Below are 12,700 nucleotides of genomic sequence, written 5' to 3'. Positions count from 1 at the left end.
ATAAGGGCTATTTAGCCCTTATCTATCTATAGGTTAAGCAAGCTCGGGCCATTGAATTGACTTACTGTCTTTGCCATTTTTACAGCTAAGTGGATCATTACCTTTATAATTTTTGCATCCCCAAAACTGCCCTTTTGCACTATTGCGTAATACCATTTCAGCACCGCATTTATCACACGTTGGCACTAGATGGTTACAGGCTGTATTTATACATAATTTAAACCCTGTATAGCGACTGCGAGTCATTGGGCTTTGGCACTGCTCGCACGATTTTTCTTTATGCCCACAACGCGGAAATAACGAACAGCCGTAGAATGGCCCAAAACGACCACTGTGTTTTTTTAATACCCCGCTATCACAGCGCATACAGTTTATATCTGCGATATGTAATTGATCAACATCACTAGTAAATTCATCCAGTTCTATGTCATGTTCAGCAATTAACTCCGAGACAAAACAACTGCTATTGGTCATATCAGCAATGATGTAGGCGCGGTGTTTTGCGCGCGTTAGTGCAACGTAAAATAACCGTCGCTCTTGTGCGTAAGCGAAGTTTTCTGGCGCTGGTAATAAAGCTTCGATAATTGCGGGCGCAACTTTTTCAGATGGAAAACCATGTTTACCCTTTTGTAATCCGATAATAATAACATGATCGGCTTCTTTACCTTTTGAGGCGTGAAAAGACTGCGACTGAATTTTTAACAACGGGTATTTAACACTCATGGTTTTAATATCCGTATTTGTTGGTAGCTGAAACCAAAATCGCGCTAAAAAATACACGGTTGTGGGTTTACATGCCTTGCTGTGTATTGTGCAGAGTATGTCATCAATCGCACCATTTAATAGTTCAGGAATGTCACTGTAATAACTATTTTTATAACCAATAGACGCATTACTACTGCGCCTTAATAACGACACACTAGGATGTGAAACCTGAGTTAAAGAAGTAATCGTTTTATCAAGCTGCGCGGGATTTTTACTAATAAATGCTGAGGCAACTTCACCAATTTTATTATTGAAACGAAACGTAAGATCCAGCGCCGTTTGCGTAGTAAAGCCAAAATACGTTGCAAACTCAGTGGTCAACTTAATATCAGCGCCGCTGAATCGGTAAATTGCTTGCCAATCGTCACCCACTGCAAATACTGAACTACCTTTGTTGCTATCGCGAAGTGCTTTAACCAATCGTGCTCTTGGCTGTGATATATCTTGAAATTCATCAACCATAATATAACGCCAAGGCGATTTAAACTTGCCCGACTCAACATACTCGATTGCCTTGATAATCATATCATCAAAGTCAATTTCACCGCGCTGCTGCAAGTGAGCGTTGTAGTTAGATAAAATTGGTTTTAATAGCGCCAACGCTTGGGTTGTTTGTTTGGCGTCAAGGGAGCGTTTAATGACATCAACTTCATCAGCATCAGTTAAATAAGCCGCCTTATATAAACTCAGCAATTGACTAAATAACGCAGCTAATACGGTGATCCTGCCAGTTTCTTTTAAGCTTTCGAGCAGTGATTCTAAGGGCAATATCTGTGTTTTCACGCTCGCACTTAAAAGCGCTTGTTCAAGTTCGTTTAACAGCTTACCTTGTTTATGTTGCCCATAAGTCAAAGCTATACAGTGAGTGTTATTACTGGCATGAGTGGTATTTTTCCAATCAATTTCGCTATGGTATTGCGCTTTATCAATGTAAGGCGCAGTATTGCCAGCGTCATCGATGCCGTAATATTCAATGTAAATATCGTACTCAGGTAAATAAAAATCAGGCTTGTACTGTCTGCGTTCAATGGTTTTTACGTCAACTTTATAAGGCGCTTCGTATTGATAATCTATGCCGTGATAAAACAGCCAATTAGCTATATATAACTCACCAAAGCTTTTTACCTTGTCGCCTTTTAGGCTACGGATATCGTTATCATTTAAGTAGCTGTAATAATCACCCAATGTTTTAAAATCAAATTCATTTTTTTCAACATAATAGTATTTACTAAAATAATCTAAAACCAGATGACGATACTCGGCACTGTTTTCAATCAATGATTCAAAGCACTGCTGCACCCATTTTGCTTTCGCTTTTTCGTCTTCTGCAAATACACTCATAGTCGGTTTAGCACGTTCAACTTGTGAGATAATCGCCAGTCCGACACTATGAAAAGTAGCGGCTTTTATTTTATCGGTGGCGAGCTTATTTTCGATCCGTTGATCCATTTCATCAGCAGCTTTGCGACCATAGGCCAGCAATAAAATATCACTGTAACTTGCCTGCTGACTTTGCACTAAAAACCCAGCCCTGCCAATCATAACACTGGTTTTACCGGTGCCTGCGCCAGCCAATAACAAGTTATTATCGTCATCAATCACACAAGCACGTCTTTGACTTAGTGTTAATGGATTTGCTTCAACACGGTCAAAAAAAGCGTGGTGTAGGTTAAGTTGCTTAGTAACGTATTTTTGTTGTAGATACTGGGTAAGTGCAGCATCCCAGTTTGCATATTGCTCTAATACGTTTATTTTTTTATCCACTAAAACAAATGCGGGGCTGATTTTTATCCACGGCAACCAACGATCATGCTCTTGCTGTGCCAACCGCTGAATACGACTAACATAAGACTGGCGTAAATATCGCTGCTTGACCAGTTTTGTTATTTTATTAAGAAAAGTGTCAAGCTTAGCTTCATTAGCGTTCACCCAATAGCGTTCAAATTCAGCTTTAAATTTACGGTGAGCACCATATGCCAGCAGCGAAAATGTATGATTTTGTTGTGCCGTAACAAAAGAAATCGTTTGACCAAACAAGCCGAAAGCAAACGACGGCGGTGCCTCCAAATCACTCCAACTTATTTGTCTCGTTGAGTTACCTTGGCAAATAGTCAACATATGGTGATCAAACGCCAACATGGCTTTATTAGAAAACATCCTGCCAAACAGGCTAACTGCAATAGAATTCATTACTGCTGAATTCCTAAATAAAAAGAGTGAATTACCGGTATTTTAAGTTAATCAGCTGGATAAGTGTGAAAATAACGGCAATTATTTTAGCGTAGTTTTTCATCTGGATTTAAAAAGAACATTTTCTTCCAGCCTTGGCTTTGCGCGGTCATTAACCATGGGTACGGTAGTAACGATAAAATAGAGTAATGTACGTGAGGTTGTTTACCTGCCGCATTCCCCGTGTCTCCTAAGCTACCAATCAGCTCACTGACTGCAACATAGTCTCCTGCACTTACCGAATAACTTTCTAAGTGGGCAAAGTAATGCAGTCGCCACTTAGGCCCAAGTAATGCCACCACTTTACCACCGCGCTTTAGCTCACCTGAATACAGCACCACACCACTTACCGAAGCAACCACTGCCGTGTGTTTTTTGCCAAAAATATCTATCCCTTTGTGTACACCTGATTTACCCCAAGGGCCATACCAAAAGGTATTATGATGCCAATCATTTGCTGTTGCACCTTTGACTGGGATCACTATTTTTTCAGGTATGAGCAGCCCAATAACAAGGACTGTCAAGAATGTTAGTCCCATGTACTTCATCACTTTCATTACAGCTTCCTTGAAATAGTTTAACAGTGAAATAGTTCATTATTGTTTGATACGTGTGCAACCAGCCACTCACACAACTCATGTGTTAAACTATCTTTTTTAAGCTGTAATTGGTCTACCTGCTGCGTTGTAACCGCCGTTAGCCATGCCTCTAGCATTGACTCAAAGCCCCGTTTATATAGTGTTGCTTGCCAATCATTTTGCATCGCGCTCTGCTGTATTCCATTGACCATAGAGGTCATATTGGTTAGCGATTCAAACCGCCACTTTTCATTCAAACCGGTTATTTCAACCACTTCTTCATTACAGCCACTTAATCTATCCATAGCGCCTTGAAATAACCGCCCCTGAAACTCAAAACTAACATGTATTGCTGCCAATAAGCCTTGTGGATCTAGCTGTGAAAACACCTGTAACTGGTTAAGTTGATCAAAACGCTCTACATTTGCAAAATGGCATAAACTATCAACCACATGGATGAAGTCATCAAAAATAAAAGTGCGCGGCTGTGCTGGTAAATTTAAGCGGTTTTTTTGCCATTTAAGATGGCGTATTTGTGGCTTTGCAATATCGGCCATAATTGGTAAAAAGCGACGATTAAAACCTAAAAATAATGGCGTGTTATGTTTAGTTGCTAACGCAATAAGTTCACTTACCTCACTAAAACTATACGCTAATGGCTTATCCACAAACGTAGCGATTTTTTGTTCAAGTGCCTGCTTCGCAAACGTAAAATGAGACTCAGTATTAGTGTGGATCATCACCCCATCGGGCTTACACGCCAGTACCGCTTGGTAATCTGTAAAGCACTTTTGAACCCGATACTGCTTCGCTAACTGCGTTAATGTTGTCAGGTTTCGTGTACAAAAAATAGGATCGATCTGTGCATGTTGCGTGGCAATAGGTAAATATGCTTTTTGTGCTATATCCCCAAGCCCGACTAAAGCGATTGTTAGCTGGTTCATTTTTACTACTGCCTCTTGATGAAAAATAAAAACACAGCATACCAAGTTATTATTTAGATTGATAAAACAACTACAAATTTTAAACAATTTCGCTAAAAAAATGATACCAAAATGACGTAAATAACCGGTTTATTTACCTAACTAAGTGTTCTAAATAAAATGTTGAGTAAATATTCAAATATAACTTTACTTGTGTTCAAAATCGGATTAAATTCGCCGCAAAATTAACCAACCAAAAATAATTGCCAGCTATTAAAACACTCCAACGCAATTATTTATGCCCTTTAAATCGGATTCTTTAATGGTTGAGCTCGCTGCCGGTCATAAACCAAATAACCCACTTGCACCTGTTATTGGTTTGTCTTTTTTTGCTATTGCCTCAGGCTTTTTAATGAGTCTAATTCCTTTATCATTGAGCGCCTTTGGGCTTGATAATGAACTTGCCTCTTGGTTAGCTAGTGTCTTTTATCTTGGCTTATTAATTGGTGCTTTTTTTATTGAGCGTATTGTTGCAAGAGTAGGCCACCGTCATGCTTTTCTGGCATTTCTGGGGTTATTAATTTTCAGTGTTGCAGCACAGCTTATTTTACCTAATGCCAATGTGTGGCTTTTAGCCCGCTTTGTAGCTGGTATCGCCGTAGCTGGGGTATTTGTGGTGGTTGAATCTTGGTTACTAATGACTGACACTGCCAAAGCACGAGCTAAACGATTAGGCCTGTATATGACATCCCTGTACGGTGGCAGCGCCGTTGGCCAACTAGCTATCGATCCGCTTGGCACCAGTGGCCCACTCCCCTATTTGTTTGTTATTGCTCTATTATTTTTAGCGATGTTAGCACCGCTGCTGATTAAATCAGGGCAACCGCAAAGTCAGCACTCGCAAAAACTACAATTAACTGAGTTAAAAAAGCTCAGTCGCCCAGCAATTTTAGGCTGTTTGGTATCAGGATTAGTACTTGGCCCAATATACGGTTTAATGCCAGTATATATCGCTGCCCAAAGTGAGCAGGCCGCTTTTACTGGCACCTTGATGGCGGTGATTATTTTAGGCGGTATGTTAGTACAGCCGTTGGTGAGTTATTTATCAACACGAATGGCAAAAAGCTTATTAATGGCATTATTTTGTTTATTTGGCGCGATGGGTGTAGTTGGTATTATGCAAGCTGTACACTTCAACGTATTGATGGCCAGTTACTTTATTTTAGGGGCTGCAAGTTTTGCACTCTACCCCATTGCCATCACCTTAGCCTGTGACGCATTGCCAATCGAAAAAATAGTCTCAGCAACGGAAATTATGTTACTGAGTTACAGCTTTGGCTCGGTCTTTGGGCCTTTGCTTGCTGCCAACCTATTTGCTTCAGCTAACGGCATTATGTTGTATTTAGGCGGTTGTTTATTCACCACCTGTATTTATATGCTGATCAAAAGCCTTAAAGGCATCTCCACTGACAATACCCCTGTGGCAGGATAAGCCATAGCCTAATAACGCAAAAACCCCATGCTGAGTTAACAGTATGGGGCTTTAATTCAAGTAATAAGGCCTAATTTATAAAGATAGGTATTCTTTAGCACGAGTAAGGTTATGCGATACCATCGCGCTATCAGCCATTTGTGCAGCTTCATATAAATCTGAAAGACCAGCGGTATCATTTTTAGCCATCATACGTGATACACCGCGATTACTTAATGCAAACGATGTTAATTCACGTAATTTCATTTTTGGGCCTTCGCTTTGTTTTAGCAACGCAATCGCTTTAGTACAAATTGTTTCTGCTTGCGCGTAATTTTTTGATTTCACGTTTAGTGCGCAATTATTAAATGATTGTTCAACTGGCTGTGGCGCTGTTGCTGTCTCAATAACCATTAATTTGTAATCACTTTGATCAGCCAGAGCAACAGCTGAACATGTTAATAGTGAGCTAAGAGCAATAGTTTTGATAAGTGTACGTTTCATGATTATATTCCTATTTGATTATTTGCCTAAATCGTGTCGTATCTGGTGCCGACAATTGAACTTTAGAGTGTTAGCTCAATTTCAACAAACGATAAAAATAAACCTAATAGGTGAAGAAAATTAACTTATAGACTTTAGTCTAATAAAACAGCTTCCTCGCTCTGTTAATATTAATTGCATTAAATTATTGACCTTATAGCTTCACGAAAATAACTCAATAACAGGGCAAAAATTATGACGTATAGTTGTTCTCTGCAATTGCTCTTGCATTGCTCTACCTTTTGCCTCCATGAATTTACTTTAACGCAATTAGTGAGCTATTTGATCAGCAAGAATGCCCATATTTTTAATAGATATACTATAGCTGCTTGAATAGCTAAATCGCGCAATTTTGTTCAAGTTTTTATATTTCAATCTGCTTATACTCAAGCAATAGGTGATTAGCGAAGAGTGCGAAGCAAATGAATCAATTTCAGTACATCAACGATAAAACATTAAACCAGTTTACTTTGCTTGATGCGAAGATGACCGACTTTAGCTACTCAAAACATGCCCATGAAGAGTACTCACTGGGTGTTACCTTAAAAGGTCGGCAAGATTTTTTAGTCAAAGAGCCTTTCACAAAAGTCCAACTGGCGGAGTAATAGTATTTAACCCAGAAGACGTTCACGATGGTCACTCAGGTTTAACAGAACATCTTGAATACGTTATGCTCTATGTACACCCAAATGAATTTGAACCAATGTTTAAAGCATTGGGTTACACCAAACATGCAACGCCAAGAGTCGCTACACCTTTGCTGGCAGACCCACAATTAGCACAGCAGATTTTAGCGCTCAAACAACTTATCAGTGGTAACAATTACACAACCATTGATACCGAAAACACGCTGTTTAATATTGCTCATTCAATCATCAAACAGACAGGCTGCGCCATAGAGCCGCTGGGGCTCAGTTCAAGAAAAGACACTTTATTACTTAAAGCAAAAGACTACATTATGGCGAACTTAGGTCATGACATCTCAATTGATGATATCGCTGGTGTCGCTACTATGTCGAAATATCATTTCATTAGGCTGTTTAATAAGCAGTTTGGCCTAACGCCTTATCAATATGTGGTGAACTGTCGGATAAATATGGCCCGAAAATATATCGAATCAGGCGCACGAGCATCTCAGGTCGCATTAGATTCGGGCTTTGCCGATAACAGCCATTTAAATCGCCATTTCAAGCGTATTTATGGTTTAACTCCTAAACAATACCAATTACAACTTTCGCTCTAAACAATAAGGGATCAAAATGTTAGAAATATTCGCTTATGCAATAGGTATAATGTACACCCCTGGACCCATCAATCTGCTCGGTTTACAAAGTGGCATCAATAATAAAACCACGGCACATTTAGGCTTTTTCTCAGGTGTAGCCACCGCGATGCTAATCTTATTTATATTACTAGGCTATGTGGGTATAGAGTTGATCCCAGCGAAAATATTACCAGTTTTAAGCTTTGCAGGTTGTTTATATATACTATATATCGCGGTTAGAATTGCTAAAACACAGGTCAATTTTAACAATCAAAAAACCACTACAAAATCGCTGTCATTTAGTAACGGCTTATGGATGCAGCTACTTAATCCCAAAGCACTGGCTGCGACATTACCCATCACCACCATTCAATTTCCAGCAGCGGATATATCAGGCATGGCAGTCATCGTTTGGTCATGTATCCTCGCATTACTAGCGTTTGGCGCTCCTGCGAGTTACTCATTAGCTGGCCATGCTATTGGTAAACATATGACAAACTCAAAATACTTTAAAATAATTAACTTAGTCATGGCTGTTTTGCTGGTCGTGGTTGCCATTGATATAGCCCTCACACTCATACTGAGTGAAGTAATTATGATTATTACTTCACTCAGTATGAGTGAAGTAAACAGTTAACTATCCTGCTTGAATCTCTACCTGCTTAATCTAAACCTTTTGATGAACGCACCACTGAATTCTAGCTGTTAAAAATAACATCTTGAAGATTACTTTCTGATAATTTCACATTTTTAACACTACAACCTTGCAACTACACCTTTAAGAGTAAGCATAACGGTTATTAAAAACTATATAAATGTAATGTAATACTATATGATTACTTTAGCTCCTCTGCTAATCTACAAAGGAAATTAGTTTTTCTATATCAACCTGAACTCTGGTTAACATTTCAACTAACAGTTTGTTCTTATTTTATAAACTTATATTTCACCTTTCCATCCATAGACTTCCAGTGATAATAAAACGAATTTAAGATATAAGTATTTGATTATTAGATAAATCGAACGCTGGAAATAGCTGCTGGAAATAGATTTATTATCCACAGTTCAAATTATATTAATGGTTCATATTGTGTTCTTAACAGCGTCCCAGTCTTCACTGTTAAGAATATAATATGCTTAACCCCAACTAGAAGGTGTGATTATCAATGTTCAAAAATTTAAACTTAGGGAAAAAAATAGGTGTTGGCTTTGCAACTGTACTTTGTTTGTTGTTAGTCGTCGTTGGCATCAGCATGGCAGCATTACAAAAAGCCAGTTCAGAAACAGGTGAATACCAAAAAATAACGCAAGTCACTACTCTAGCAGGTAGAATTCAGGCCAATATGCTGATGATGCGAATGTCAGCCTCTAAATTTCTGCGCAATAAGGATTCCGAGTCAGTAAAAAGCTTTAAAGAGCGCTTTAATGCCACAATGCAATTTACTACAGATAGTAAAAACGATATCAGCGACCCCAAAATGAATGCTGTAATTGACCAAATATTACAGTTGATAAAAGAATATAATCAGGCGTTTGAGAGCGTTGTAGTATTAATGGATGATATACAAAAAAAACGTATACCTGCCCTCAGTCAATACGGTGAAGATGTGCGCCGTGAATTAGATTCAATTACCGACACGGCGTTTACTGATAACAGCCTGACCTCTTCGTATCAGGGCGCAAGTGCACTAAGTTCAATGCTAACTGGCCGTATTTTTGTACTTAAGTTTATTGGGTCGGTTAACAACAAAGACTACCAAGCTGCAATGAACTTTTTAGTCAACGATCTAAAAGGCGAGTTAGACACGCTCGATAGCAATCTACAAAATCCGCAAAGAAGAGCATCTCTTAAAAAAGCGATGCAAAGCTATAACTCATATATTAATCACCTTAAAGAACTTAATGAGCAGTTAATTAAGCAGAACGATATTTCACAAAATACCTTAGATATGATTGGCCCAAAAGTCGCGAATCTAATTGAAGACATTAAGTTGGAAATGCTGAGTAAGCAAACCGCTCTTGGCACTGAATTAAAAGAGGCGATTAGTTATAGCTTCTATTTTTTATTATCAATATCGATGCTTGCTATCGTTATCGGTATTGCGGCTGCAATGATGTTATCCCGTATTATTACCAAGCCAATTCATGAAGCAGTAGCAGCTGCAAATCAGCTAGCAAAAGGTCAACTTAATATAAATATACAAAACACTGCAAACGACGAAACAGGCCTGTTACTTAATGCTATTAGCAATACAGCAAATAATTTAAAAACAATGATCTCTACGATTACAAATGCAAGTAAAGAGCTTGAATCTGCTTCACAAGAGCTTGCAGCGGTAACAGATCAAACTTTACAAGGGATCCGTAATCAAGAATCTGAAACAGATATGGTTGCAACCGCTATGAATGAGATGACCATAACTGTGCGTGATGTAGCTAATAACGCAGCTCAAGCAGCCGATGCAGCAAATACTGCAAGTAACGAAGCCGTATTGGGTTACCAAGTTGTCAAAGAAACTATTTCCTCAATAAATAAACTTTCAAGTAATATTAATGATTCATCGTCCGAGTTAAGCGGTGTGCAACAATCTGTTGAGAGCATTAGCACGATATTAGATGTGATCAAAGCGATTGCCGAGCAAACTAACTTATTAGCCTTAAATGCTGCTATTGAAGCTGCCAGAGCTGGTGAGCAAGGTAGAGGCTTTGCAGTTGTTGCCGATGAAGTTCGTTCACTAGCATCTAGAACGCAAAATTCAACGGGTGAAATACATAATATAATCAAACAACTACAAACTGGCACAAATAGCACAGTGGCAACAATGGGTATAGGTAAAGAAAATGCCTTAGTATGTGTTACTCAATCTGAAAAAGCCAGTGCAGCACTTGAGTCAATTACAAATAGTATTTCAATCATAAACGACATGAATATACAAATAGCCAGCGCCGCAGAGCAACAAAACTCTGTCGCCGAAAGCATTAATCAAAATGTTGTCAATGTGAAAACTATTTCTCAAGAAAACTCAGTTGCAGCAAGTCAAACTAAGAGTTCGAGTGAGGATATCGCCCGTTTAGCAACGCAATTAAATCAATTGATCGTTAAATTTACTGTTTAATGTCATTTTTATATGTAACTGTCTGGTGAAGATTAATTACCGCACAGTTACAGTGCCAGCCAAAATGACTTGTAGAGCTCCATAACCCTTTACCAAATATATAGTTAGCTTGAGCTTTGGTTTAAATATTTAATAACATGTTGATTAAAAATCAATATTCGTTTTACTCTCCAGCCAGAGATAGATCTATTATCAGCAGATCAGAATAATTAATGCTTGCTGTGGCCATACTGAATAAGCTAGATTACGCGCTTTTTAAACTATACTTGAGGGACTATTAAGCAGTGAAGAACTTTATGTCGGTATTCAACTGGTACAATGCGTCAATAAAGCAAAAAATTGGTGGATTATTTGTTTTTTTATTAACGTTTTTGTTTTGTGTTATTGTTTTTTCGGCCTATAAAGTAAATCAAATAGAACGTGAAATGCGCGTAGTGGCTTTTCTGGATATTCCGTTAAGTCAGTTAATGCAACAAGTGGAATTCATAGAGCTTGAACAACACCTGCAATTTGAGCAATTTCAACTAAAAAACAAAATTGATGATAAGCCGCTCAACCCACATCAACAATTTGCTTTTGAAAAACAAAAAATAAAACAATTGCTCGATAAAGCGGTAGCAATGATTAATCACTCATTAGCATTAAAAGAAGTCATATTACAGCCTGAAGCACATCAAAAAGTGGCCACCACAATTGAAAACTATACGCAAAAAAGTGACGAGTTCGAAAACTATTTAGAAAATGTTTACCAACAAAATCAACTTACTGAGCAAGCGCGGTTGCAAGTCGAAACAATGGCAACTGAGCTAGAAAGTGCAGAAAAGCAAATAATAGCGCAATTAAATAAATTAACCTCTGATGATGCGTATTACACAGATCAGCACGAAAAAGACTTTCTATTTGTCAGCAGCTTACTCGGTATATGCGCCATCATCCTAGGCTTGCTGTTAACGACCTTTATTATTCAAATTATTTTACGTCGTATTCAACGCATCCAATCTAATATCGAAACGTTAAACTCTTCTGTTGAACACCATGAGTTACCCTTGGAACTTCAAAAAAAGATCAAAACTAAAGATGAGCTTGCAGCATTAGAACACGATATAAAAATTGTTATATCACGTTTGAATCAGGAAATGACTAGCCGTGAGGAAATTGAAAAACAATTAATAATATTAGCAACCCAAGATCGCTTAACCGGTGTATTTAACCGACACAAGTGGGAAGAACAAATAGAAAACCAGATCAATATGGCAGCACGAAGCGAATATCTATTTGCTTTAATAATATTGGATATTGATCACTTTAAACAAGTTAACGACCAATATGGCCATCAAATAGGTGATAAGTTATTAAAACATCTTGCGACACAATTACAGCCACAAATACGCACCATGGATATGCTGTTTCGTATCGGTGGCGAAGAGTTTGCAATTATTTCCCCCACACAAGATAAGCAACAAGCCCATCAACTTGCAGAGCGATTACGAATGTATATTAGCGAATTAGATGAAGTGAGCTTACCTAAAGTGACCGCAAGCTTTGGGGTAACATGTTACCAGGCAGATGACTCGAGTTCAGTTATTTTTAATCGCGCAGATAAAGCACTCTATGAAGCAAAAGCACAAGGTCGTAATTGTATCGTAGTCGCTTAACTTGTATTGGCTGTATTAGTTCAGATGAAATTTATACCAATCTGCCAAATTATGTGATCTAATTAGCACACTGATACTTATCTACTTTTACTAAATTGAACTTAGAAAAATCCAAGCAACTTTTAGCTTTATCACGTAAAGAGCCTAATGCGAGAA

The 12,700-nt window shown here is 38.3% G+C and carries 9 protein-coding genes and 1 pseudogene; 6 read left to right on the top strand and 4 right to left on the bottom strand.

Annotated features, from left to right (window positions below; translation table 11 throughout):
* Nucleotides 1–33 precede the first annotated feature (33 nt).
* The 3 genes from H5232_RS16100 to H5232_RS16090 all read right to left on the bottom strand — a co-directional run bounded on the left by H5232_RS16100 (nt 34) and on the right by H5232_RS16090 (nt 4,516).
* Nucleotides 34–2,955, bottom strand: a complete 2,922-nt coding sequence (locus H5232_RS16100) for a UvrD-helicase domain-containing protein (RefSeq protein ID WP_182831185.1) — start codon at nt 2,953–2,955, stop codon at nt 34–36.
* An 86-nt stretch (nt 2,956–3,041) separates the two neighbouring features.
* Nucleotides 3,042–3,551 (bottom strand): M23 family metallopeptidase, encoded by a 510-nt coding sequence (locus tag H5232_RS16095; RefSeq protein ID WP_182718889.1) that lies wholly within the window; start codon nt 3,549–3,551, stop codon nt 3,042–3,044.
* Between the two features lie 20 nt (nt 3,552–3,571).
* Nucleotides 3,572–4,516 (bottom strand): Gfo/Idh/MocA family protein, encoded by a 945-nt coding sequence (locus H5232_RS16090; RefSeq protein ID WP_182718888.1) that lies wholly within the window; start codon nt 4,514–4,516, stop codon nt 3,572–3,574.
* A gap of 301 nt (nt 4,517–4,817) precedes the next feature.
* On the opposite strand from H5232_RS16090, the gene H5232_RS16085 reads away from it, so the two are divergent.
* Nucleotides 4,818–5,987: an MFS transporter gene (locus H5232_RS16085; protein WP_149980981.1), complete on the top strand. Its 1,170-nt coding sequence runs from the start codon at nt 4,818–4,820 to the stop codon at nt 5,985–5,987.
* Nucleotides 5,988–6,062: 75 nt separating this feature from the next.
* Here H5232_RS16085 and H5232_RS16080 read toward each other — a convergent pair whose 3' ends face one another.
* Entirely contained in the window at nt 6,063–6,470 is a 408-nt protein-coding gene (locus H5232_RS16080; RefSeq protein ID WP_182718887.1) for a hypothetical protein, read from the bottom strand.
* A gap of 461 nt (nt 6,471–6,931) precedes the next feature.
* Here H5232_RS16080 and H5232_RS24745 point away from each other — a divergent pair.
* The 5 genes and pseudogenes from H5232_RS24745 to H5232_RS16060 all read left to right on the top strand — a co-directional run.
* A pseudogene (locus H5232_RS24745) lies at nt 6,932–7,269 on the top strand (AraC family ligand binding domain-containing protein); the annotation flags it as partial.
* A gap of 198 nt (nt 7,270–7,467) precedes the next feature.
* Complete coding sequence (locus tag H5232_RS24740) at nt 7,468–7,752, top strand: helix-turn-helix domain-containing protein (protein WP_404936402.1); 285 nt, start codon at nt 7,468–7,470, stop codon at nt 7,750–7,752.
* Between the two features lie 16 nt (nt 7,753–7,768).
* Nucleotides 7,769–8,410, top strand: coding sequence for a LysE family translocator (locus H5232_RS16070; protein ID WP_182831184.1), 642 nt, complete (start codon nt 7,769–7,771; stop codon nt 8,408–8,410).
* Between the two features lie 529 nt (nt 8,411–8,939).
* The gene (locus tag H5232_RS16065; RefSeq protein WP_182831183.1) at nt 8,940–10,889 is read left to right on the top strand and encodes a methyl-accepting chemotaxis protein; all 1,950 of its coding nucleotides are present in this window, start codon (nt 8,940–8,942) and stop codon (nt 10,887–10,889) included.
* 296 nt (nt 10,890–11,185) lie between these two features.
* Nucleotides 11,186–12,544 carry a GGDEF domain-containing protein gene (locus H5232_RS16060; protein WP_182718883.1) on the top strand — a complete coding sequence of 453 codons (1,359 nt, stop codon included), beginning with the start codon at nt 11,186–11,188 and terminating at the stop codon, nt 12,542–12,544.
* The last annotated feature ends 156 nt before the right edge of the window (nt 12,545–12,700 follow it).

The sequence above is a fragment of the Pseudoalteromonas sp. SG41-5 genome (assembly GCF_014164495.1).
GTDB lineage: Bacteria > Pseudomonadota > Gammaproteobacteria > Enterobacterales > Alteromonadaceae > Pseudoalteromonas > Pseudoalteromonas rhizosphaerae.
This window is presented reverse-complemented; position numbering and strand designations above follow the sequence as displayed.

What these genes read in the sequence shown, in the direction of transcription:
- H5232_RS16100 (WP_182831185.1), bottom strand. Translation starts at nt 2,955, where the DNA reads ATGAATTCTATTGCAGTTAGCCTGTTTGGCAGGATGTTTTCTAATAAA.
- H5232_RS16095 (WP_182718889.1), bottom strand. Translation starts at nt 3,551, where the DNA reads ATGAAAGTGATGAAGTACATGGGACTAACATTCTTGACAGTCCTTGTT.
- H5232_RS16090 (WP_182718888.1), bottom strand. Translation starts at nt 4,516, where the DNA reads ATGAACCAGCTAACAATCGCTTTAGTCGGGCTTGGGGATATAGCACAA.
- H5232_RS16085 (WP_149980981.1), top strand. Translation starts at nt 4,818, where the DNA reads ATGGTTGAGCTCGCTGCCGGTCATAAACCAAATAACCCACTTGCACCT.
- H5232_RS16080 (WP_182718887.1), bottom strand. Translation starts at nt 6,470, where the DNA reads ATGAAACGTACACTTATCAAAACTATTGCTCTTAGCTCACTATTAACA.
- H5232_RS24740 (WP_404936402.1), top strand. Translation starts at nt 7,468, where the DNA reads ATGGCGAACTTAGGTCATGACATCTCAATTGATGATATCGCTGGTGTC.
- H5232_RS16070 (WP_182831184.1), top strand. Translation starts at nt 7,769, where the DNA reads ATGTTAGAAATATTCGCTTATGCAATAGGTATAATGTACACCCCTGGA.
- H5232_RS16065 (WP_182831183.1), top strand. Translation starts at nt 8,940, where the DNA reads ATGTTCAAAAATTTAAACTTAGGGAAAAAAATAGGTGTTGGCTTTGCA.
- H5232_RS16060 (WP_182718883.1), top strand. Translation starts at nt 11,186, where the DNA reads ATGTCGGTATTCAACTGGTACAATGCGTCAATAAAGCAAAAAATTGGT.